Source organism: Psychrobacter sp. Cmf 22.2 (assembly GCF_001921745.1).
GTDB lineage: Bacteria > Pseudomonadota > Gammaproteobacteria > Pseudomonadales > Moraxellaceae > Psychrobacter.
This window is the reverse complement of sequence record NZ_MRYA01000002.1, coordinates 370,104-394,071: the sequence shown is the minus strand read 5'-3', so window position 1 is coordinate 394,071 and position 23,968 is coordinate 370,104. Positions and strand designations below refer to the sequence as shown.

Annotated in this window: 22 protein-coding genes; 7 read left to right on the top strand and 15 right to left on the bottom strand. The window is 43.8% G+C overall.

Translation table 11 applies throughout. The features are described 5' to 3' along the window. Nucleotides 1-167 precede the first annotated feature (167 nt). The 6 genes from BTV98_RS05840 to ispF all read right to left on the bottom strand — a co-directional run bounded on the left by BTV98_RS05840 (nucleotide 168) and on the right by ispF (nucleotide 5,525). Entirely contained in the window at nucleotides 168-1,127 is a 960-nt protein-coding gene (locus BTV98_RS05840) for an AEC family transporter (protein WP_075103132.1), read from the bottom strand. 109 nt (nucleotides 1,128-1,236) lie between these two features. Beyond that, complete coding sequence (locus BTV98_RS05835; RefSeq protein ID WP_075103131.1) at nucleotides 1,237-1,446, bottom strand: ChaB family protein; 210 nt, start codon at nucleotides 1,444-1,446, stop codon at nucleotides 1,237-1,239. Nucleotides 1,447-1,652: 206 nt separating this feature from the next. Next, nucleotides 1,653-3,548, bottom strand: coding sequence for a tRNA uridine-5-carboxymethylaminomethyl(34) synthesis enzyme MnmG (gene mnmG, locus BTV98_RS05830; RefSeq protein WP_075103130.1), 1,896 nt, complete (start codon nucleotides 3,546-3,548; stop codon nucleotides 1,653-1,655). A 247-nt stretch (nucleotides 3,549-3,795) separates the two neighbouring features. Then, nucleotides 3,796-4,338: a hypothetical protein gene (locus tag BTV98_RS05825; protein WP_075103129.1), complete on the bottom strand. Its 543-nt coding sequence runs from the start codon at nucleotides 4,336-4,338 to the stop codon at nucleotides 3,796-3,798. Between the two features lie 185 nt (nucleotides 4,339-4,523). Then, nucleotides 4,524-4,874 (bottom strand): Grx4 family monothiol glutaredoxin, encoded by a 351-nt coding sequence (grxD, locus tag BTV98_RS05820; RefSeq protein ID WP_058368655.1) that lies wholly within the window; start codon nucleotides 4,872-4,874, stop codon nucleotides 4,524-4,526. A gap of 147 nt (nucleotides 4,875-5,021) precedes the next feature. Then, entirely contained in the window at nucleotides 5,022-5,525 is a 504-nt protein-coding gene (ispF, locus tag BTV98_RS05815) for a 2-C-methyl-D-erythritol 2,4-cyclodiphosphate synthase (RefSeq protein ID WP_075103128.1), read from the bottom strand. Between the two features lie 261 nt (nucleotides 5,526-5,786). Between ispF and mnmA the strand changes: the two genes are divergently transcribed. The 4 genes from mnmA to purB all read left to right on the top strand — a co-directional run bounded on the left by mnmA (nucleotide 5,787) and on the right by purB (nucleotide 10,548). After that, nucleotides 5,787-7,013 (top strand): tRNA 2-thiouridine(34) synthase MnmA, encoded by a 1,227-nt coding sequence (mnmA, locus tag BTV98_RS05810; RefSeq protein ID WP_075103127.1) that lies wholly within the window; start codon nucleotides 5,787-5,789, stop codon nucleotides 7,011-7,013. A 107-nt stretch (nucleotides 7,014-7,120) separates the two neighbouring features. Continuing rightward, a complete protein-coding gene (locus BTV98_RS05805; protein WP_075103126.1) occupies nucleotides 7,121-7,645 on the top strand; it encodes a hypothetical protein in 525 nt (174 codons plus the stop codon). Between the two features lie 7 nt (nucleotides 7,646-7,652). Then, nucleotides 7,653-8,993: a hypothetical protein gene (locus BTV98_RS05800; RefSeq protein WP_143505660.1), complete on the top strand. Its 1,341-nt coding sequence runs from the start codon at nucleotides 7,653-7,655 to the stop codon at nucleotides 8,991-8,993. A gap of 163 nt (nucleotides 8,994-9,156) precedes the next feature. Beyond that, complete coding sequence (gene purB, locus BTV98_RS05795) at nucleotides 9,157-10,548, top strand: adenylosuccinate lyase (RefSeq protein WP_075103124.1); 1,392 nt, start codon at nucleotides 9,157-9,159, stop codon at nucleotides 10,546-10,548. A gap of 164 nt (nucleotides 10,549-10,712) precedes the next feature. Here the strand turns inward: purB and BTV98_RS05790 are convergent, their stop codons facing one another. Further along, nucleotides 10,713-10,904: an NF038104 family lipoprotein gene (locus BTV98_RS05790; RefSeq protein ID WP_075103123.1), complete on the bottom strand. Its 192-nt coding sequence runs from the start codon at nucleotides 10,902-10,904 to the stop codon at nucleotides 10,713-10,715. Between the two features lie 151 nt (nucleotides 10,905-11,055). Between BTV98_RS05790 and BTV98_RS05785 the strand changes: the two genes are divergently transcribed. Continuing rightward, nucleotides 11,056-12,228: a cupin domain-containing protein gene (locus BTV98_RS05785; protein ID WP_075103122.1), complete on the top strand. Its 1,173-nt coding sequence runs from the start codon at nucleotides 11,056-11,058 to the stop codon at nucleotides 12,226-12,228. Between the two features lie 104 nt (nucleotides 12,229-12,332). Here BTV98_RS05785 and BTV98_RS05780 read toward each other — a convergent pair whose 3' ends face one another. Further along, nucleotides 12,333-13,754 (bottom strand): DASS family sodium-coupled anion symporter, encoded by a 1,422-nt coding sequence (locus BTV98_RS05780; RefSeq protein ID WP_075103121.1) that lies wholly within the window; start codon nucleotides 13,752-13,754, stop codon nucleotides 12,333-12,335. A 417-nt stretch (nucleotides 13,755-14,171) separates the two neighbouring features. Between BTV98_RS05780 and BTV98_RS13620 the strand changes: the two genes are divergently transcribed. After that, a complete protein-coding gene (locus BTV98_RS13620) occupies nucleotides 14,172-14,336 on the top strand; it encodes a hypothetical protein (RefSeq protein WP_178379358.1) in 165 nt (54 codons plus the stop codon). Nucleotides 14,337-14,424: 88 nt separating this feature from the next. Here the strand turns inward: BTV98_RS13620 and BTV98_RS05775 are convergent, their stop codons facing one another. Both BTV98_RS05775 and BTV98_RS05770 read right to left on the bottom strand, forming a co-directional pair. After that, on the bottom strand, nucleotides 14,425-15,102 hold the full coding sequence (locus BTV98_RS05775) for a YoaK family protein (protein WP_075103120.1): 678 nt from the start codon (nucleotides 15,100-15,102) through the stop codon (nucleotides 14,425-14,427). Nucleotides 15,103-15,212: 110 nt separating this feature from the next. Further along, nucleotides 15,213-16,022, bottom strand: a complete 810-nt coding sequence (locus BTV98_RS05770) for an enoyl-ACP reductase (protein WP_075103119.1) — start codon at nucleotides 16,020-16,022, stop codon at nucleotides 15,213-15,215. A gap of 343 nt (nucleotides 16,023-16,365) precedes the next feature. Here BTV98_RS05770 and folE point away from each other — a divergent pair, with 343 nt between their 5' ends. Next, entirely contained in the window at nucleotides 16,366-16,962 is a 597-nt protein-coding gene (folE, locus tag BTV98_RS05765; protein WP_218612948.1) for a GTP cyclohydrolase I FolE, read from the top strand. Between the two features lie 178 nt (nucleotides 16,963-17,140). On the opposite strand, the gene msrB is transcribed toward folE, so the two are convergent. The 5 genes from msrB to yejB form a co-directional block, all read right to left on the bottom strand. Beyond that, nucleotides 17,141-18,370 carry a peptide-methionine (R)-S-oxide reductase MsrB gene (gene msrB / locus BTV98_RS05760; RefSeq protein WP_075103117.1) on the bottom strand — a complete coding sequence of 410 codons (1,230 nt, stop codon included), beginning with the start codon at nucleotides 18,368-18,370 and terminating at the stop codon, nucleotides 17,141-17,143. A gap of 177 nt (nucleotides 18,371-18,547) precedes the next feature. Continuing rightward, nucleotides 18,548-19,864: an iron-containing alcohol dehydrogenase gene (locus tag BTV98_RS05755; RefSeq protein WP_075103116.1), complete on the bottom strand. Its 1,317-nt coding sequence runs from the start codon at nucleotides 19,862-19,864 to the stop codon at nucleotides 18,548-18,550. 206 nt (nucleotides 19,865-20,070) lie between these two features. Further along, nucleotides 20,071-21,768 carry an ABC transporter ATP-binding protein gene (locus BTV98_RS05750; protein ID WP_227511750.1) on the bottom strand — a complete coding sequence of 566 codons (1,698 nt, stop codon included), beginning with the start codon at nucleotides 21,766-21,768 and terminating at the stop codon, nucleotides 20,071-20,073. A gap of 1 nt (nucleotide 21,769) precedes the next feature. Continuing rightward, nucleotides 21,770-22,852, bottom strand: a complete 1,083-nt coding sequence (locus BTV98_RS05745) for an ABC transporter permease (RefSeq protein ID WP_075103115.1) — start codon at nucleotides 22,850-22,852, stop codon at nucleotides 21,770-21,772. After that, nucleotides 22,852-23,922, bottom strand: a complete 1,071-nt coding sequence (gene yejB / locus BTV98_RS05740) for a microcin C ABC transporter permease YejB (protein ID WP_075103114.1) — start codon at nucleotides 23,920-23,922, stop codon at nucleotides 22,852-22,854. Before yejB ends, BTV98_RS05745 begins: the two co-directional genes overlap by 1 nt. Between the last annotated feature and the right edge of the window lie 46 nt (nucleotides 23,923-23,968).

Below are 23,968 nucleotides of genomic sequence, written 5' to 3'. Positions count from 1 at the left end.
CAAATAAGACAATAGGCGTAACGACAACCATCCGATACTGAGTTAAAAATTACCCAGCATGCACTATATTATTAAAAAACTTCAAAATAAAGCTCTGTCTGATTTTCTAGGTAAATTAAAAAATGCGATTTAAGGTAGCTTTTCTAGATTGCTGCGATATATAGCTACTACATCCACCCTAAAACACGTAACATCGCCGCGCCAATCGCCATGCCAAACATTCCCACTACCGTGGTAAATGCCAAGATATTGGCGGCGAGCACATCATTACCGCCCATGGCTTTTGCCATTACATAACTGGCAGCGGCAGTCGGTGATGCTGCCATTAAAAACAACACTCCCATATGCACCCCCGTCAGCCCAAAGCTCAATCCTACTGTGATAGCGACTACTGGTGCCACAACAATACGGCCAATACTTGCCTGCATGGATAATCCTGAAGGATGCAGCATCGACTTTAAATCAATGCTGGCTCCAGCGCAAATTAGGGCTAATGGCAATGCTACCGCTGCCAATAAGTCGCCAGTCGTATGAATGACACCAGTAAGTGGTGGCAACATAAGCGCTTTGTAGGCAAAGGCGGCCAGTAAGGCGATTATTAACGGATTGGTAAATAGTTTTTTGACTATCATAAGGCTACGACTAACCCACGTATCATCTACGTTCTTCGACACACGACTGAGGGTAATAACAGCTAAAATATTAAATAATATTGTCACCACACCCATGTAGACTGCACCAATACTCAAGCCGCGCTCTCCGTAAGCGTTGGCAACTGTCGCCAGTCCAATAATTGCCATATTGCTACGAAATATACCTTGTACAAACACTCCTTGATCTGCTGGGCGACTGACGAAGCGCTTGGCATAAACCTCTGCGCCGATAAATAAGATAAAGGTCACTAAAATACCAGCAATTATTAGCGTGATTTGTTTGCCATAATCAACGTCACTATCGACGACGCTAAAAAAAAGTAAACAGGGCAAACAGTAGTTAAAGACAAAGTTTGAGGACTGATCGATAAAGGCTTGGCTCGCCTCACCGCGTCTTTGCATAAAAAAACCCAACCCCATTAGAGCTAGGTTGGGCAGTACAATGGTAATCGCAAAAACAATGGCTTCGATCATAAATAAACTCGGAACGACAATGTACTCAAAGCTGTATTTTCAAAGCCATGAGCACATACTTGTTATAGGTTAGGTCAAATTATGGAAGAGTAAAGGATGTACTGTATCTTTACTTATGATCTGGTTTTTTTACCCACTCGCCATCTTCGTTTTTTTCGTAAACATTTTCAACGGCTGCCCACGCAGTGGCAAACCAACGTGACTCATCATCATACTGCTCGCTTGCACTATTAAATGCTGCACGAAAGATTTCTTGTGCATGTTTGGGTAAGTTGTCTTTTACCGAATCTGGTAGGTCTGATAATTTGTCAAAAGGCATGATTCTACTCCTCATTTATGTTTGGTTGACGTTATTTCTAGCATTTTTATTCTACCTATTATTTCTTACTAAACCAAAATATAACAGTGCTAAGCTGTTTTTGAATTGTTAAGCGTATAGCCATAAAAAAACCCATAATGAAATATCACTATGGGTTTTATGCACACTATATACGCTTTAATTCACCGTCATCAAAAATGCATACATTAAGAACCTAGTGCCGCTTTTACTTTTTTCTGCTTTTTAACAGTCATTGCTAATAGTTGAACGGCAGCAGGAGTCACACCACTCACGCGCCCAGCTTGGGCAAGCGTGGCAGGACGTACTTGCGTGAGCTTTTGTACAATCTCATTTGATAGCCCTGACACGATGCTGTAGTCAAAATCCATTGGCAGCTTAGTATTTTCCAAGCGCTTCATTTGTTCAATTTCTTCGGACTGACGATCAATGTAGCCGGCGTACTTAACCGAGATTTCAATCTGCTCACCCACCTGCGCATCGACTTGCGAATCAGTAATAGCGGCAATATCGGCAAAGTGGATTTGCGGACGTTTCAGCAAATCAAAAGCAGTCGCTTCTTTGCTAAGTATTTCGCCTGTTTGCTCAGTGACTTTTTGTCCCAAAGCATTCGCAGGGGTTGCCCACATATCTTTTAGGCGGGCAGATTCTGTAGCAATGGCTTCCATTTTTTCTTGATACGCCTGCCAACGCACGTCATCGACCAGACCAAGCTTACGACCTGTCTCGGTCAAACGCTGATCGGCATTATCTTCACGCAGTAGCAAACGATACTCAGCACGGCTAGTAAACATACGATACGGCTCAGTCGTACCGTGGGTGATGAGATCATCGACAAGCACGCCAAGATAAGCTTCATCACGGCGCGGTGTCCACGTCTCAAACTCACTATTATTAGTGGTCACTAACGCCGCATTCGTTCCTGCTAGCAAACCTTGCACGCCTGCTTCTTCATAGCCAGTCGTACCATTAATTTGTCCTGCAAAGTACAAGCGATCGATGGACTTGGTCTCAAGCGTTGGCTTTAAGTTTTGTGGATCAAAATAATCGTACTCAATCGCATAGCCTGGACGAGTAATATGCGCATTCTCAAGCCCTTTCATACTATGGATAAATTCAAGCTGCACATCAAATGGTAAGCTTGTTGAGATACCATTTGGATACAGCTCATGCGTGGTCAGACCTTCAGGCTCGATAAATATTTGATGGCTGTCTTTATCCGCAAAACGATGAATCTTATCTTCGATTGATGGACAATAACGTGGACCGACGCCTTCGATTTTGCCAGAGAACATCGGTGAGCGATCAAGATTTTCACGGATGATGTCATGGGTACGCGCATTGGTATGGGTAATATAGCAGTTGACCTGTTCAGGGTGCATCGACACATCACCCATATAGCTCATCACAGGTAGTGGCGTATCACCTGGCTGCACCGTCATCACACTAAAGTCGACACTACGCGCATCGATACGCGCAGGCGTCCCTGTCTTTAAACGACCCACTGGTAGCTTAAGCTCACGCAAACGGTCAGCCAGTTTAATAGAAGGTTGATCCCCAGCGCGGCCGCCTTTTGAGTTCTCAAGACCAATATGAATGACCCCGCCTAAAAACGTACCAGAGGTCAAAACGACAGTTTCGGTCTTAAAGATAATACCTGTCGAGGTGACAACCGCAGTCGCACGGCCGTTTTCTACCAAAATATCGTCAGCACCTTGTTGAAATAAGTCAAGATTGGGCTGGTTTTCAAGCGTCTCACGAATAGCAGCTTTGTATAAAATACGATCTGCCTGCGCACGAGTAGCACGTACAGCAGCACCTTTGCGGCTATTTAACACGCGAAACTGGATACCTGCCTTGTCCGTTGCCAATGCCATGGCACCGCCTAGCGCATCAATCTCACGCACCAAATGCGACTTTCCAATACCGCCAATCGCCGGATTACAGCTCATCTGACCCAGCGTCTCAATATTGTGCGTCAACAGCAAGGTCTGCGCGCCCATACGTGCGGATGCTAAAGCAGCTTCTGTGCCAGCATGACCGCCACCGATCACTATCACGTCGTAACTTTTTGGGTATTGCATGTATGCCTCACTTGACTCACAACGTCGCTTTTGGCTCACCACATCTTAGTTATAACAAGCAAGCCATGAGCAAATAAACGTCGGTCGAATTAAAAGAAACCACGACCAAAACAAGCCGTTGGTTAGAAATTAGATAACCAATTATTATAACAATTTTTTGATATTTAAAAAATGCTCAAATAAAAACTATTTAAATTAAAGCATGTTAGAACATATTGATTTTACATCGAATCAACTATATAAGGCGTTATTCTATGCTGTTACCAGGACTAAGCGGTACAATGCGATCTTTTTGGCTACTACCCAACATATGATGGCTACCATAGCCTTCTGGATTAATCTGTAGATAAGCATTCATCTGACCAATAGCATCCCCATCGTTACTGGCCAAAACCTGCTCTTTTATCATATCAACGGGTGGTAGAGGCAAGTTTTTGAGTAATGCCAAACGCTGCTCATTGTCACCTTTGTTTACAACCAGCTCAATAAGCTGACGCGCGTCAATGGGTAAGTCTGGCGTATTTTGCGCCAATAATGCCAAATGATAAGCGCCAGCAGTGTCTTGATCGGCTACAACGCGCTGCTCAATAGCAACATAAGTCGCTTCTGTAGCGCCGCCTGCCACACTAAGCTGATGGATACACTTAAGCGCAGAGTTCGGCTCCTTGCCTGCCATCTCAATAAGTCGTAGTGACTCAGCTTTTAGATGTTCACGGCGCTTCTCGATGGCAGCCTGTTCAGTCGCTTCTTGTTGCTTAGTTGATGCATCGTTTTTTAATTGGTCATTCATAAGTATCTCTTATTATCTAAATTGTATTTATCTTAACCCCTATATGGGGCTAAAACCGATAAAAACAACAAAGTGCACAGACAACAAAAAACCCGAGCAACCATATCAGCCACTCAGGTTTGCGATGCCAAAAAATACAAATCACTTATTAAGACAATAAAGTAGTCCAAAAAAGCGATAAGTCGTTAAGCAGCAGGGCTATTTGCTTCAACCAACGGCTTTAGCTCACCTGATTGATACATCTCAAGAATAATATCTGACCCGCCCATTAATTCACCATCAATCCATAGCTGTGGAAACGTTGGCCAGTTACCAACTTTCGGTAAGGTCGCACGGATTTCTGGATTTTCTAAAATATTAACAAACGCAAACGGACGACCGATTTGGGTCAATACTTCGATAGAGCGCGCAGAAAATCCGCACTGCGGAAATTGCGGTGTACCTTTCATATATAGAAGAACTTTATTTTCTTTGATCTGATCACGAATCAGTTGTTCAACATCATTTGCAGCGGTATTTGGGGTTTGCTCACTCATAAAAGCTCCTATTGATAAAGCAGTTCATTGAAATTGAAAAAGCTGTGCTAATTAATAATTAGGTAAACATATGGTAGATACATGGGGCGACCATCACAGTATTACAAGCAGAATATCATTTGGTGCGGCCAATTTGTTAGAATAACGCTACCTAGATTCGACAACATTAGGGACCAATAATACCACGGCACTAGCCATAATACCCTCTTGCCGACCTGTAAAACCGAGTTTTTCTGTGGTTGTGGCTTTAATGCTGACATTGTTGATGGCAGTTTGCAAATCACTGGCGATATTTTCGCGCATGGCCAAACTATGTGGGGCAAGTTTTGGGCGCTCACACATCACCGTAATATCGGCATTGCCTAACATATAACCTGCCTCTTGAACTTTGCTATAGACGTAGCGTAGCAATACCCGAGAATCTAAACCCGCATGGGCCGCGTCAGTATCAGGAAAGTGCTGACCGATGTCGCCAAGCGCTAATGCACCTAATAGCGCGTCCGCAAGCGCATGTAGTACCACATCACCATCTGAGTGCGCAAGTAGACTATGGCTGTGCTCGATAGGCACGCCCGCTAGTATGACATATTGCTGCTGTTGACCATTATTGTGAAACGCATGGACATCAATACCTTGACCAATTTTTATCATTGTTATCCCAAAATAAGCGTGATTAAAATAATTTAAAACTACTATCTGAATTTTCCAAGCAGTAAGATGCCATAGGTCGCCACCAGTTTCAATTAGCTGGTATAATATAGCCTTTATTTTATCATCATACCTACTCTAAAAATAAACCAAATTCAAAAGATGAGATATTCTGTCAACTTACTAAGCTTATTAACTTTAGTAGTTGTCTTAATTCAGTAGTATTTCAAACTTTGGACAAGGTATAAAAAGTTGAGCCGTTCTATGTCTGTCATGCCAAATACATCAACCCTATCAGCTTCTGACTCTTTTAGCATCCAGCGCCCTTTGACGCTTGCTGATATCGACAACCCCAGCGCCAAGCATGTGATCGTCGGTATGTCTGGTGGCGTTGATTCTTCTGTATCAGCCGTCCTACTCCAGCAAGCAGGCTTTAAGGTAGAGGGTCTTTTCATGAAAAACTGGGAAGAGGATGACGGCACTGAATACTGCACTGCCATGGACGACCTCGCCGACGCGCAAGCAGTGTGCGACAAAATCGGTATTAAGTTGCACACGGCCAACTTTGCCATGGAATATTGGGACCGCGTGTTTGAGCACTTCTTAGCAGAATATAAAGCGGGGCGCACGCCTAATCCTGACATTTTGTGCAATAAAGAGATCAAGTTTAAGGCGTTTTTAGACTATGCTCTGACCCTTGGGGCTGATTATATTGCGACAGGCCACTATACACGCCGTAGTGTCAACTACAAAAATAGCGATGGCACGCTAGTTGCACAGCTACTGCGTGGCCTGGACAACAACAAAGACCAAAGCTACTTCTTACATGCAGTTGGTGGCGACAAAATTGCCAAGACCTTGTTTCCAGTGGGTGAGCTTGAAAAACCAGTCGTACGTCAGATCGCTGAAGAGCATGATCTTGTCACCGCTAAAAAGAAAGACTCAACTGGCATTTGCTTTATTGGTGAGCGCCGTTTTAAGGACTTTTTACAGCAGTACCTGCCTGCGCAAAAAGGCGATATCGTGACTGACGACGGACACATCATCGGCACTCATGATGGATTGATGTACTACACGTTAGGTCAACGTGGCGGTATCGGTATTGGCGGTGTCAAAGACCGTCCTGAAGAGCCTTGGTTTGTATTAGCAAAAGACTTGGACAAAAACCGTCTTATCGTCGGTCAAGGCCATGCGCATCCGATGCTTATGAGTAATGAGCTGCAAGCTTACAAGCTCGACTGGATTGATGGTCTACCGCCTACAGATATATTTAGCGCCGAAGGATTACGCTGCATGGCAAAATCTCGCTATCGTCAGCCAGATCAAGCTTGTCATGTATTTGCCACAAACTTAGATGGCAGTGAAGTACGAGCCGTATTTGATGAGCCGCAGCGCGCCGTGACGCCAGGTCAGTCAGCAGTATTTTATATCGATGAGGTATGTCTTGGTGGCGGGGTGATTGCCTCTATTGATGCGCCATGCGGGCTTTAATTATTTTCTACCAATACTTATGAATAGCTAAAAATAATAGCTCATAAATGGTAGCTTGCAAATTTTCAATTGTATTAGTTATATCAGTTACACTTATAGGATACTTCATGACTGGCCGCTTTATACCTGTTTTGAACACTGTAAAATCTTATTCAACATTCAAAAGTCAGATCATTGCTTTTTTCGTTGTTACTACTCCGTTATTTGCTCAAGCTATTCCTACAGATTTTGGCACATTTATTCGCGACACAGAGACAGTGCCAGGCAGTATTGCATCAGGTACTTACCGAACAGCAGAAAATGCCACGGGTAAGTTTAAGATCACCGCAGGGGCAGCTAACGGTTACAATGGCGCAAGCGTTAGAGTTGGCGACAATGGTATTGAAATAAAAAATGAGGTCAATGCTGGCAATGACAGAGATAAGTTTACTTATACGATAACTATTACGCCTGATGACATCACTTCTTTACACACCATAAAGATTGGTCAAACCAGCTATACCACAGGTGGTAACTCTGAGATTGCTCGTCAAACCTTAAGCTTTACTCAAAACTCTCAGATCAATCTGCCTGTAGAAGCGACGGTTAGAAAAAACCCTGACGTTGGCTATTTTTTTTGGCGCCATGGGTGATTACTTTATGGGTAAGAGGATATCACGCAATAGCTTTAGCTCTAATAATGCGACTAGTCAGCCGCAGCTACGTGTTGATAGCTTCAGTGGTGGCAATAACGACCTTTACTATTATAGCTTAACAGCCCTAAACGGTACGGGTAACAGTAGCTCATTTACGCCAAGCACCAATAATAGCGGTGAAGTGAGCTTTGGCGCGCAAAAAAGAGGTACATTACCTCCAACTCCTACCTTTGAAAATATTTTAAAAGACAGCTCCACCAATCCTAATAATAGAAACTCATACTCTCCTCTAAATACTAATACTCTTATCCCTAATAACAGTAGCTACGTAAGCTATGGTATCGAAAACTCAAAAAGCAATTATGTGATTGCAGTCAGAAATGCAGAGTCGGTAACGCTAACCTATGAAGGCATTATGAAAGGCAACAGTGCTATCGAGGCCGATGTGGTTGGAGAGACATATAATGAATGGATCAGCTTTGGTATAGAAAGCACTCCTTATTACTATGTCTTTTCTGGTATTGTATTTGATGACAATGGTGGTATTACTGCTGCAGAGGCAGATGCTAGTAACGCAAACATAACGAGCGGCGCCTACAGCAATAGACCCAATTATTTTAATGGGCTATTTAACAGTGCTTTCGAATCTGGTATTGCCGGTAGCACAGTCAAAATAGTCAATAGCTGTGATAATCCAACCATCACATATGCCGCACAATCTGTAAAATCCTCTGGTAGCGATATTGGTACATACCAACTTAAAGTCCCTATAACTGACCTTGGTAGTCAAGCTAGTGTTTGTCTATTAGAAGAAAGAAGCGGTACTACTTACCCTATTCGTACGACGACTAATAAAAAGACAATTACGTTAGAGAATGCGAAATATGAGTATCAAAATAATAACTTTGGTAGAGTTATTGATCAAAACGTAGCTCTAGTGCTAGAAAAAGAACAGGCTGCTAATGACTGCAAAGTGACTGATATTACCAGTCTCACTTATAGCAAAGACCCCCTTTCTAGCTCAGAGACTGGGGCGGGTGCAGATATTAAGCCTGGGAATTGCATTGCTTATAAGATCACTGCAACCAACCGTGCCAATATCGATATTAACAACTTTGTCATGCGCGACATTCTCCAAAAAAAAGGCGACAACAATGCCAAAGTAACGTCGAAACTCGCTAATCCTAGTTATCAGGCAAGCGATTATGCGAGCGATAGTGTGCCGATCGGAGAAAACGGAACAGTGAAAACAGTACCTTTAATCTTAAGTGCCAGAACTCACCGTAGTTTTTACTTTAATACTCAGTATGGGACAACGCAATCAGATACTGTCGATGCACCTTAAATATAAAAGTACACCTTAAATATAAAGTTATATGAATAGACGGGTTTTTTACATTCGCATTTCTGCTATATTACGCGCAACTATTTTTACCCCGTGCTTATATAGCAATTTTTAGTAGCTATACCTTTGCAATTTTTTATCTCATAACTATCGAGGCATCACTATGACTCCACTTACCGCACTCTCCCCAATCGACGGTCGTTACGCATCGAAAGCCGACAGCTTGCGTCCTTATTTGTCTGAATTTGGCTTGATTAAAGCTCGCGTCACCGTTGAGATTCGCTGGTTGCAGTCATTGGCGGATAACAGCGCGATTGGCGAATTAGCAGCGTTTGATGCCGACACCCATGAATTTTTAAACAGTATCGTTGATGATTTTAGTGAAAGCGACGCGCAAGCGATTAAAGACATCGAAGCGACGACCAATCACGACGTCAAAGCCGTTGAGTACTTTATCAAAGATAAGTTTCGCGGCAATCAGCAGCTAGAAGACAGCTTGGAGTTTATTCACTTTGCGTGTACCAGTGAGGACATTAACAACTTATCGTACGCGTTGATGCTAAAAGACAGCCGTGAGCTTGTGGTTGCAAAAATGCAGCAAGTGACCGACAGTATCGCTGAGTTAGCCATTGCGCACGCCGATCAGCCAATGCTGTCACGTACGCACGGTCAAACTGCCAGCCCAACGACGCTAGGTAAAGAGATGGCAAACGTGGCTTATCGCCTCGCCCGCCAAATCAAGCAAATCGGTCAGGTTGAGCTATTAGGTAAAATAAATGGTGCGGTCGGCAACTACAATGCTCACCTATCGGCCTATCCAGAAGTCGACTGGCAAAGCCATGCTGAGCAGTTTATCACCGAGCGCCTTGAGCTGACTTTCAACCCTTATACCACGCAGATCGAGCCACATGACTATATCGCTGAATTGTTTGATGCAGTCAAACGCTTTAACACGGTATTGATCGATTTTAACCGTGACATTTGGCAGTATATAAGCTTAGGCTATTTTAAGCAGCGCCTAAAAGACGGCGAAGTTGGCTCGTCAACCATGCCGCATAAGGTCAACCCGATTGACTTTGAAAACTCAGAAGGCAACTTGGGCGTGGCCAATGCCATGCTAGCGCACTTAGGGGAAAAGCTGCCTATCTCGCGTATGCAGCGCGATTTATCAGACTCTACGGTACTGCGTAATATCGGTGTTGGTCTGGCGCAAAGTATGATTGCATTTGATGCGTGCCTAAAAGGCGTGGGCAAATTAGAAGTCAATCCACAGCGCTTAAATGATGACTTGGATCAGGCACAAGAAGTATTGGCAGAGCCAATTCAAACGGTCATGCGTCGCTACCGGGTCGAAAACCCGTATGAGAAATTAAAAGCCCTAACCCGTGGCAATGCCATGACGCGTGAAGCGATGCTTACTTTCGTAGACAGTGACGAGTTGTCCGCGGTAACTGATAGTGACAAAGCACGTCTACGTGAGCTTACGCCAGCTACTTATACTGGTAACGCTGCTGAGCAAGCACGCGCTATCAAAGACTGGATGGCAAAGCTATAAAGTTTGCTAAGGTGAATTTAAGACCTTAAAGCAATAGAAATGAGGCGCAAATGCCTCATTTCTATTTGGACAAACTGACTGTATATTCGCCTAAGTCTATAAAAAAACAACCTTACTTTGAATGCTATGATTGTCTTAAAAACTCATAGATGATAAGTAAGGTTTTATTTTTTATCCTTTTTATCATCGTCGTCACTGTCGCCCGGTATGATGGCTTTACCGACCGCAACCGTGCCTTTTACTACGCCTTTAGTGGTTTTATACGCGACTTTAGCAGGTACCGTTACTATCTTATGTACACAAGCCTGAAGTAAAAATGCGCTAGCGATAATGACGATAAAATGTAATTTTTTCATAAATGTCCTACGATTAATGGGATGTTCTGAAGCAGTCACTAGTGCTGTAATGCTCGCTATCAGATAAGCGATAATCATAAACTATTAAAACCGTCCTATAAAGTACTCCTCACTATTAATCTTATACCTGTTTTTGAATATGGATTTACCAATGACCTCAATTCCCCTTTGTTTACCCGACTCAATGACATCTGAACAATTCTTGAACGAGTATTGGCAAAAAAAACCACTCTTGATTAAGCAAGGTCTACCGCAGCTGATCGGTATGTTTGAGCCAGAAGATATGCTTGGTCTGGCTTTGGAAGAAGACGCTTCAGCGCGTCTGCTCACTCAAGCCGCGACCAAACAAAAAAATATGCCGCAATGGCAACTTAAAAAAAGCCCATTGGCTGAAAGCGATTTTGATAACCTACCAGCGCAGTGGACCGTACTCGTGCAAAATATGGAGCAGTGGTCGCCTGAGCTTGGGCAACTGTGGCAAGCGTTTGACTTTATTCCGCAGTGGCAGCGCGACGATATTATGGTCTCATACGCGCCTGCTGGTGGCTCGGTTGGCAAGCACTATGATGATTATGATGTGTTTTTGGCGCAAGGGTTTGGCTCGCGACGCTGGCAGCTCGGCAAGTTTTGTGATACAGACACTGAGTTTGTGGCAGATGAGCCGATTCGGGTGTTTGACGATATGGGCGAGATTATCTTTGATGAGATACTAGAGGCGGGCGATGTGCTTTATGTACCGCCAAAGCTCTCGCATTTTGGGGTGGCGCAAGATGACTGCCTGACGTTTTCATTTGGCTGTCGTCGTCCCAACCTCATGCAAATCATCGACAGCTTGGCTGACATCGCCACCAATGACAGTGATTTATTTATTCCGATGCTATTGCCGCAAGGGCTGCAAGCGTCGGGTGAGTTGCAAGCAGATAGCATTGAGGCGATTAAGGGCCAACTATTACAAATGCTGCAGTCTGAGCGCGGCGACGACATCATTGGTCAAGCAGTGTCTGAGGTCGTCAGCAAACGCCAATATGATGCGCTGGTACCAGAGGAGACATTGGAGACTGACGAGCTAATGCAAGCGTTATCTGATGGGGCAACACTGCAGGCAGATTATACTAATCGCCTACTCTATACCCAAAATGACGATAACATCACATTATATGCCAATGGTCAACGCCTTGATGGCATCGATGAGGCGGCAGCGGCGGTACTAATACGGTTGGCAAATGGCGAGCGTTTGACTTATCAAGATGTGGCCGATATCGATCCAGACGAGTTAAGCGAATGGCTAGAAAACGGCTGGGTTTGGCTTGATTATACTGAGTAGCCTTTAATTGGTCTCTATAAACAACTGGCTGATACACAATCAGCATTATATAAAAAACCGATATCTGAAGACTCAGATATCGGTTTTTGTTATCTCACACATCATTAAATCAAGAAAAAGTATGCCCATAGTCCGATTACAAAGGTGGCAATAATATTTAGTATCACACCTGTACGGATCATCTCTGATTGTTTTATTAGACCAGTACCGAAGACGATCGCATTCGGCGGCGTCGCTACTGGTAGCATAAAGGCACACGATGCACCAATACCGATGACCAACACCAGCACTTCATGTGGCAAGCCCATCTGCTCAGCGATAGCAGCGAATACTGGCACCAATAGCGCGGCAGAGGCTGTGTTAGATGCAAACTCTGTTAAGAAAATAATGAACGCTGAAATCGCAATCATTACTAAAATAATAGGCGCTGTGGATAACGCGTTAGCGACTGTCTCACCAAGTACTAACGAGGCGCCAGAGACTTTTAATACTGTCGATAACGCAATACCGCCACCAAAGAGCATGAGTACGCCCCAGTCAGTATTATCTGATACTTGTTTCCAAGATACCAAGCCTAAACTAACCACCGCTGCAGCTGCAGACAAGGCAATAATAGCATCAGTGTCAGCAATATCGAGTGCAGCGCCAATTTTTTTGGAAAATATCCAGCTAAGTGCTGTCACGATAAAGACAATAATAGTCAATATACGAGGTTTGTTCCATTTGATAGGTGCTTCTTGTGCAACCGTAACTTTACGGTTTAGATTAGGTTTGAGCACAAAGTACATAGCACCTAACAATAGTGGCAGTAGTACCAACATCATCGGTACGCCAAACTTCATCCAATCAACAAAAGCGATGTCCAAGGCTTTTGCAGCGATAGCGTTAGGCGGCGAACCAACGATGGTACCTAGGCCGCCCAAACTGGCAGAATATGCGATACCCAATAATACAAACACAAAGGTACCACGATCTTTTTCACGATCGACCTGCGTTAAAATACCAAGAGCCAATGGCAACATCATTGCAGCAGTCGCTGTATTCGATATCCACATTGATAAAAATGCGGTTACAGCAAATATTAAAAAGACCGCTGTGCCAAGATTACCACCAGACATTGATAGTATCTTAAGGGCAATTTTTTTGTCCAATTGTTGTACATGTAGAGCTGCCGCTAAAGCAAAACCACCAAAGAATAGATAGATAATCGGACTTGCAAAGCTTTGCAACCCTATCTTGGCATCAAATTCAGGTATGCCGATTAATGCGCCTACCACCACCACTAAAAGAGCAGTAATCGTTACATGTACCGCTTCGGTTAGCCATAATACGCCGATAAAAAACAGCATGGCGAGGCCTTTATTAGCATTTATATCAAACGGTAATACGTTGTATATAATCATACTAATAATCGCAGCAACGGCGACCACTATCAGCCCTTTTCCAGTACCTTTTGGAAAGGTATCGGTAAATAAATACTCGTTGCCATCATCCGGAAGATGGCTGTCTAGTTTTTGCTCTGACATAGAGTGTCCTTATTGCGCCCAGAGACATTATTGAAAGTTGTAAAAATAAAAGCGTACTTTGATAGCTGGTTACATTTTTGTAGCACCGCTAAAAATACGTGGCTATCATAACAGAGTTTGGTCTGACAGTATTTTTCTTATGATTATAAAAATCTTTGTCTGTAAGATACATTGATTACTTTTTTGACTACCAATAATCTTTATATCTTTCCCTTATTTAGCGTTACACATCGTCACCAAATTGGTTCAGTCTAACGCTGTACAAGCAATCAAAGATTACTCATACTAAATGAGTAGATTAATATGACTCATATACATATAAATGATATAAATTAAGTGATATTAGTAACTTTTATAAAATGTCATCGTAGTATTGATAGTTGTACTACAAGACATTAAGGCAATCAGGAGTATCCCATGGCCAATCGTGAAAAAGCCGACGCAACCACTAAAATGGCACCAAAAGATATCAATCAAGATGGTCTTGATAAAGAAGATCAGCAGCGTACTGATGATTGCGCGCTCGATATGATGCAAGGTTTGCATGAGCATGAAGATCATGAAGAAGATAAAGAACAATAAGAGCTGAGTCTGTAGTTTTTATAGCGACCTTATTTCATTTATAAGCATAGACAATGGCGTCTATCGATTGATTCGGTAGACACCTTTATTATATCGAGTCTCTCCTTTCGGGCAGACGATCCGAAGCACGGTTATAGACAATTGCAGCTATCAAAACAATACTTATCGGTAATAATAGCGCACCATAACCAACGCTAGCATATAACAATGCTCCTACAACGCTGCCACCACAAAAGCAATACCAAATGATGGCCTGAAACCCTAGCGTAGGCTTGCTAATTGATCGTCCCGCTAGCCAGTTGCCAATCGCTGCCCCCATATCTGATGTCAAGCCTGTCAAATGTGTGGTACGAATGACGGCGCCACTATAAGTCGCTACCATCGCGTTTTGTAATCCACAAGCCATTGCCGCAGTCAACTGCCCTAAATAATCATGCTGTTGGTATAACCAGTAACTAAGTAATAGTAACGCCGCTTCAATATATAGGGCACGCCCATAACGTCTACCTAATTTCAAAGAAGTCTGACCAATCACGAAACCGCTCAGTATTGCGCCTGCCAAAAAGGACAGTAATAGCGCACCAATATATAAGATGCTACGAGCGTCTAAATAAGCAATAGCTGCTGCAAACAAGCTGACGTTGCCTGTGACATGCGAGACAGATAATCTGGCAAAACCCATGAGTGCTGCGGTGTTAACACAACCAGCACTAAACGCTAGTACCGCCCCGCCCCACAGTATCCACTTTGGTAGTTTGGTTATCATGTCTATAGCCTAAAGGCTTGTCCTCAAAAAGGTAACAGTATAACCAAAAAAGACAGCCAATGGGCTGTCTTCAATATATTACAAACTATAGAATCTGTGGTTAAACACAGTTATTTTGGTTCTTCATCAAGCATCATTAACTGCTCACTAATAGCAACCGTGTTGAAGCCTGCATCAACAAACATAATCTCACCGGTAATACCAGATGCCCAAGGCGAAAGCAAAAATAGTGCTGCATTACCGACTTCCATCTGATTGATATTGCGCTGTAGCGGTGCGATTTTTTCACTGATATCAAGCATTTTACGAAAGGATTTGATGCCGCTGGCTGCAAGGGTGCGAATAGGACCTGCTGAGATGGCGTTAACACGGATACCTTCACCGCCCATAGAAGTAGCAAGGTAGCGTACACTGGCTTCCAAGCTTGCTTTTGCCATACCCATGACATTGTAGTTAGGCAGGACTGAAATACTGCCTTCATAAGTCAAGGTCAACATAGAACCGTGACGCATAGCCAGCAATTCGCGAGCGGCTTTAGCCAACGCAACAAAGCTATAGCTTGAGATATCATGAGCAATATGACTGCCTTCACGAGTAGTGGCGCTAACAAAATCACCATCCAGCTGATCCATTGGTGCAAAACCAATCGCATGGACCACGCCATTGATACCATCGCCCCAATGATTACTCACTTGCTCAAAACAAGCAGCAATAGATTCGTCAGATGCCACATCGCATTCAAGCACTAAATCAGCTTCAAACTGCTCAGCTGCCATATCGACGCGCTTTTTAATCTTGTCGTTTGGATATGTTAGGATCAATGAGGCGCCTTCGCGGTGCAATGCCTCAGCGATAGCCCATGCGATAGATAGTTTGCTTGCAATGCCAGTTACGACGAAACGTTGTCCTTGCAGTAGCATAATATTTCCTTGTTAATAAATTAAAATGATGAAAGTTAAGGTAAAGTGATTCAGCCAATCATTGACGCTACAATAAAAGAAGTAGCAAATGTCATTGTAAAAAGATGACTCATTATACACGATTCAAAATAAGTAAACAGTCGTAAACTATTATCGCTTTATATTTGCTCTCATTTATTAAGCAGTTTAGCATTGTCTATAGCGGTATGAAGTTGCACCGATTTCAAGTATAATCGTAGCCCTTCCCAGCTTGCACATTTTTATAAAAATCCTTTATAACGGTTGTTTATGACCAAGGATTTAGCGTTAAGCTACACCTACATTTTGGATGGCTGCCAAACTTATGAGTAACACCCCAACCATAATCTCAGAACATCAAGAAAGTATCGAATCTTACCGTCAGTTGATTGGTTCAACAGGCGAAGATTTGGCGCGCCCTGGTCTTGAAGATACTCCCGAACGCGCAGCAAAGGCTTTTGCTCATCTGACCGAAGGCTATCATCAAAGCTTAGATGAAGTCGTCAACGATGCAGTATTTCCATCGACCAACCGTGAGCTAGTATTGGTACAAAATATTGAATTTTACTCGCTATGTGAGCATCATATGTTGCCTTTTCACGGTATCGCTCATATTGGTTATTTGCCTAATGGACACGTATTAGGGTTGTCAAAGTTTGCTCGTATCGTCGATATGTTCGCCCGTCGTTTGCAAATTCAAGAAAACTTAAGTGAGCAAGTGGCTCAAACCATTATGGATGTAACTGGTTGCCGCGGTGTGGCAGTAGTGATGGATGCATCACACATGTGTATGATGATGCGCGGTGTCAGTAAGCAGCATTCAACCACTCGTAGTACAGCGATGCTTGGTGAATATGTACACGATAATCAAGCACGTAATGAGTTCTTAGGGGCGGTGCCCAAGCGTCAGCCAGCTTTCTAGTCTTTGATAGACAATAAAAAAGGATACTTAAGTATCCTTTTTTGTGCCAGTTTCAATAGTGCTAATTTAGGCCATCACTGTAGTTGATATACTGCAATCGTTGAGCGCTCACAGACGCAAATCGCTCACTATGCTATTTAGACAGTAGTGAGCGATTCTTAAATTTAATAAGACGGCATTAACTAACTGGTTTGACCTGATCAATCCAGTTACCATAGCCCTCTTTTTTCATTTGCGCTAATGGAATAAAACGCAATGCCGCTGAGTTCATGCAATAGCGTTTGCCTGTAGGTGCTGGACCATCATCAAAGACATGACCGACATGTGAGTCGGCATAGCGGCTACGAATTTCGGTACGAGTGCCAAATATACCCCGATCTGCTTTTTCTATGACGAAGCTTGTATCCAAAGGACGGGTAAAGCTCGGCCAGCCTGTGCCAGATTTGTACTTATCACGTGAAGAATATAATGGCTCACCTGATACTACATCTACATATAATCCAGGCTCTTTATTATCCCAATAAGCATTATCAAAGGCGCGTTCAGTATCATCTTTTTGCGTGACTTTATATTGAATGCTACTCAGCGACTTTTTTAGCTCAACTTGTGAGGGCTTGACAAAATTATCTGGATTAAAGCCCAATTTTGTTGTCTCTTCTAAAGTTAGCACTTTCGATGCGCTATCTTCCACTCCTAACTCTACACTAGTAGAAGTTGGCTTAAACTGACTAAAGTCCAGCTCATAATCTTTACCATACACGCTTTCTATAAACTGGTAACGACCAGAGTTAAAGGTATAGACCTTATAACGTAACGGATTTTTTTTATAATAATCTTGATGATACTCTTCTGCCGGATAAAAATCGCTGGCAGGAACAATTTCAATCACGACGGGTTTGTCATAAACACCCGAAGCTTGCAACGACTGCTTAGCCGACTCGGCTATCTGTTTTTCTTGCTCATTTTGGTAAAAAATAGCTGGACGATACTGCGTACCGCGATCGACAAACTGACCTTTATCATCGGTAGGATCAGCAATTCGCCATAAGGCTTGCACGATGCCATTGTAAGTGATTTTCGTTGGATCATAGTACACTTGAGCCGCCTCAGTATGACCTGTACCTCCTGCTGATACTGTACTGTAAGTTGGATTGGTAGATTGTCCACCAGCATAACCAGATACTACTTCAATCACACCAGGTATCTTTTCATAACCCGCTTCCACACACCAAAAACAGCCGCCAGCTACAGTAGCCACTGCCAAATTTGGATCAGTAGGTGCATAAGGGTTATCAATGGGCGTGTTTTTTACAGTAGCAGTGTTCTCAGTAGAAGCGCAGCCAACGTAAAGAGTGCTACTTGCCGCGATAGCCATAACCACAGCGCTCGTCTTTAATTTTCGATTCATAAGATTTCCTAACAGTAACGTTATAAAATTATAGAACCCTTAAAAAGCACCCAAAATAAGCAATACTAAAAGATTCCTGTATCATTATATATGAAGGGCTTTTGATAAGTTTTCAACCAATTAAGAACACCTCATACACAAAACTGGTAATACCTTGTCTTACTAAGGCTTACTTTATTATGCAGCTTCGTCGTTACTTTCATTCTTGCTCATCCGATCCTCACTGGCCTGCTTGATCTTTATTAAGATGTCTTTAATCTCAGACTTAGACAGATAAGTCGGAACTGCATAGGTGTCACTGACTTCTTTAGCCGCAGCTTTCGCAATGCTATCAAAGTCACTACTTTGCATACCTTTGACCGTTGGACTGATGTTTAAAGTGGCAATCAATTCTCGTACTTGCGCGATAAGATGATCGGCAATCTCAGCGTCACTATTGCCAGCTTGCCCGTCCTTTACCATGCCAGTTTTTTTGGCCAGCTCCGCCAGTCTTTTTTGGCACGCTTGTCGATTGACATCGAGAACATAAGGCAGGACGATGGCATTGGCGCGACCATGAGGAATACTATAGTATGCGCCTAGCTGATGTGCGATAGCATGGACATAACCAAGACCCGCTTTATTAAAAGCGATACCGCCATAGTGCGCCGCTATTCCCATCTCTTCACGGGCTTTTAGATTGCCACCATCTTTGTATACGACTGACAGATACTCCATAACGGATTTGACCGCAGAGGCAGCATAATAGTCGGTCTCGACGCTGGCATTGGCACTCATCCAAGACTCTAGGGCATGTGTCAACACGTCTATACCCGTATCGGCGGTGATATGTGCTGGCATACCTTGCATAATAGTTGGATCAATGGCTGCAGCTAATGGCACCATCTTCGGGTCGATAGACAAGGCCTTTTGATGGGTCTTATCGTCGGATACGACTGCTCCCAATGTCGCTTCTGAACCCGTACCAGCTGTCGTTGGCACACAGTATAATGGCATAGAGGGTTTTTTCGCTTTAAAAAGACCAATAAGCTGCTGCGGTGTGCATTTATTTCCCTGTGCCATAGCGATCATTTTGGCTGCATCGATGACCGAGCCACCGCCGATGGCAATAATTGAGTCGCACTGAGCGTCAATAGATTGGCTCAAACCTTCTTCAACGACGGTAAAAGTAGGATCTGGCGTGATGCCATCGTAGACATGATAGCTGATGTTTTTACTATCTAGATAATCAGCGATTTTGGCAGAAATACTAAGCTTGTTAAGCACCGCATCAGTGACAATAAATACATTGCTACTACCTTCACTGATAAGCATATCGCATAGATCCTCACAAGAGGTCTCACCGACGAATAACATTGGCCTTCTAATAGGTACCACATAAGAAAAGGCTTTTAGTGCCTTGGCGCGAGTCTTGGCAACCGCCAGATAACCTGCGTGCTGCAAACCATCGGTATTTATTAATTTAGTAATAGGGTTTTGTTTTTTTGAGGGCATAAAAAAATCCTTTTAATCACATTATAACTAACTACTGTCTAGCATCATTGTGACAGTGTATTTCTTGAAATATAGTTATTATTGTGAACTGATGTGTTCTTATTTACCTAACCAACCATGCTCGTTAAAACGGCTATATAAGACCACAGGCCACAGCAGCGATGTAAAAAAAATGCTTTAAATTGACGTTTTTAATTCTACTGATGCTAAATCTTGCTTGCCTGCAGTAACTGCTTTGCATACCGATGCTTTGGATTTTCAAAAACATCTTCGGTAGGTCCAGACTCAATGCATATGCCTTCTTTTAGCACCATAATATGTTGGCATAATGCGCGTACGACTTTTAGGTCGTGACTGATAAACACGTAACTGATTTGCAGTTTTTCCTGAATTTCACGTAGCAAGCTGACCACAGTGACTTGCGTGGTGCTATCAAGTGCAGACGTTGGTTCGTCCAGTATCAATAGACTTGGCTTCATAATAAGTGCGCGCGCAAGTGCTACCCGCTGACGCTGCCCACCCGATAGCTCATGCGGATAACGCTGCGCAAACTCAGCAGGCAGGTGCACGGTCGCCAGACTATCTATTACTGCCTGCTGGCGAGCAACTTTGCCCACGCCTTTTACTAATAGACCTTCTTCAACTATCTGCATGACCGTCATACGCGGGTTAATACTGGCAAAAGGGTCTTGAAATACCATTTGAATCTGCGAGCGGAACTTACGCAACTCGCTCTTGGACAATGCTGAAATATCTTGTTCATTAACCAGTATCCGACCACCGACACGCGCTTGATTGCTGAGTAATTGACTTAGCGCAAGGGCAATCGTGGTTTTCCCAGAGCCTGACTCACCAACGATACCGAGTGCCTGCCCTTTTTGCAGGTTCATATCGACATTTTTTACCGCATCGAACCAGCGTTTAGTACTGCCGAACAAGCTTTTTTCAATCGGAAACTGTACTTGTAAGTTGCTGACCTGCAATACGGTTGGTTGCTGACTTGCATTATTAAATGAACTTAGCGCTTGCCCAAAGTCTTGCTTGATAAGCGATCGGGTATAGTCCGCTTTAGGCTGACTAAACACATCTGCGGTTTGCCCTTGTTCAATAGTGTGCCCTTGACGCATAACGATGACTTCATCGCTGTAGCGTCTAACCAAATTGAGATCATGGCTGATTAATATCATTGCCATATTGTGCTGACGCTTGAGATCATCTAACAGGGTGAGAATCTCATGTTGCAAGGTGACATCAAGCGCGGTGGTCGGCTCATCAGCGATCAAGATATCTGGCTGCTGCGCTAATGCCATAGCAATCATTACCCGCTGACGTTGACCACCAGACAGCTCATGCGGATAGCGATTCAGCTTGTCAGCAGGCTCAGTAATATTGACATCGTCTAACAAGGCAATACTTTTCTCTCGCCAGTGCTTTTTGGATACACCGCTGAGACGCAACGACTCGGCGATTTGCTTAGCGACGGTATGTAGTGGATTGAGCGCCGTCATCGGCTCTTGAAACACCATGCCGATGCGTTGACCGCGGATAGAGCGTAGCGCAGCATCACGTGTTTTTTGATTGCTTATCGGCAATGTCGTCATACCCGTGTCATCGGCCAATTTCACTTCACCAGTAACGGTCAAACTGTCTGATAACAAGCCCAACAGCGCAAGACTGGCAATCGATTTACCAGAACCCGACTCACCAACGATGGCTAGGGTTTGTCCTTGCCGTAGCTCATAGGATAAATTATCGACTAAAGGCACGCCAGAAGTGACAGCAATGCTAAGCTCATCCACTATCAGCATGAGTTTGTTTTGTACGTTGCTATGACTGTTGTTTAAACGGTTGTTTTGCTCAGTAGCAGTTTTCATATTGGCGTTTATCATCTTATCAGTTGTCATATCAGGAGAGCCTCGGATCAAAGGCATCACGCAGCGCTTCGCCAACGAAGATGAGCAATGATAAAATAAAGGTTAAGCTGAAAAATCCAGATAAGGCCAGCCAAGGGGCATCGAGGTTGTTTTTCCCTTGCACCATCAACTCACCAAGCGATGGTGACCCAGGCGGTAAACCATACCCTAAGAAGTCTAGCGCTGTTAAAGCAATGATATTAGCGGTTAGGATAAACGGCAGTTGTGACAAGCTTGAGGCCAACGCATTAGGCAAGATATGTCTGAGCATGATTTGACTGTCCGAAACACCAAGGTTGCGAGCGGCACGGACATAATCAAAGTTACGCGCCCGTAAAAACTCGGCGCGTACCAAACCGACCAATCCCATCCAGCCAAATAGCAGCATCATGGCAAACAGCATAAAGATGCTGGGACTAAACAAGCTGACCAAAATAATAATCATAAACAGCTGCGGCATCCCGCCCCACACTTCCATAAAGCGCTGCCCTGCCAAATCTACCCAGCCACCGTAATAACCTTGTATCGCACCGACGATGACGCCAATCAACGCACCTGCTAGCGTCAGTGCCAGACCAAACAATAACGATACCCGCATGCCATAAAGTATCCGCGCCAGCACATCACGGCCTAAATCATCAGTACCAAGCCAATTCTGGCTATTGGGTGGCGCAGGATATGGAATGCCCAGCTCAACGTTTGGCGTCTGATCGGCAAAGGGAATGGGCGGCATCACATAAAAGCCTTGCTCATTAATCAGCGTTTGCACCGCAGGGTCTTTGTAATTGGTTTCGGTCTCAAATACCCCGCCAAAAGTCGTCTCAGGATAGGCTTTTAGCACAGGAAAATAATAATCGCCTTGATACTGCACTAGTAGTGGCTTGTCATTGGCGATCACATTGGCTGCCATACAAAGGACAAATATCAGAGCAAAAATAACGAGCGATATGACGCCAAGACGGTTGTGACGAAAGCGGTTTAGGCGTGCTTGCCAGATAGGATTTAGGCGACGTTTTTTTTCTATAGGAATAGAAGATACGGTTGAGGGTGTTGAAGGTAATGGATGACTTGACATTAACGCCCCTCAAAATCAATACGAGGATCAATTAAATGATAACTTAAATCACTGATGAGCTGCAATAGTAGACCAACTAAGGTAAAGATAAACAGCGTACCAAATATCACTGGATAATCACGCTGCTGAATGGCTTCAAAGCCAAGCAGTCCTAAACCATCGAGCTTAAAGATGATTTCAATAAGAAAATTACCAGCAAAGAAAATCCCAACGATAGCTGCCGGAATACCAGCGATAATAATCAGCATCGCATTACGAAACACATGACCGTACAACACTTGACGCGCGCCTAAGCCTTTGGCTCGAGCGGTAAGCACGTATTGCTTACCCAGCTCCTCTAAAAAGCTAAACTTGGTCAAATAGGTTAAGCCTGCAAAGCCGCCAACGGTACTTGCTAGCAGCGGCAATGCCAGGTGCCAAAAGTAATCTTTCACTTTACCCAGTGCGCTTAATTGATCAAAATTCTCAGAGGTTAGTCCTTGCAGTGGAAAGATATTCCAGTAGCTACCACCCGCAAAAAACACCAGTAGTATGACTGCAAACACAAATACTGGTATTGCATGCCCAATGGCAAGTAGCATAGCGGTGGCTTTATCAATCCCCGAACCATGATGCATGGCTTTATAGACCCCGAGTGGAATGGCGATCATATAAATCAGCAGCGTACTCCACAGCCCAAGCGAGATCGATACTGGTAGCTTTTCTATAATGAGATCGGTCACTGTCTGGCCTTTAAAAAACGACTCACCAAAATCTAACTGGGCATAGTTCTTTAGCATTAACCAGAAGCGCTCAGGGGCTGACTTGTCAAAGCCGTATTGGGCATTAATTGCCGCAACCATCTCCTCCGATAGACCGCGCGTGCCTTGATAGGTGCTATCGTTGCCGCCTGCACTACCCGCGCCGATATTACCACCGAGCGCACTGTCTTTCGCACCCTGCTCGATAAGCGCTAGCTGCTGCTCCACAGGACCGCCAGGCGCTGCTTGTACAATTACAAAGTTCGCCAGCAATATCAAAAATAGCGTCGGTAATATCAGTAGCAATCTTTTTAAGATATAACGACCCATATGACAGCTTCCTAAAATAAACAGGTAGGACCACTTTTGGCGTGTC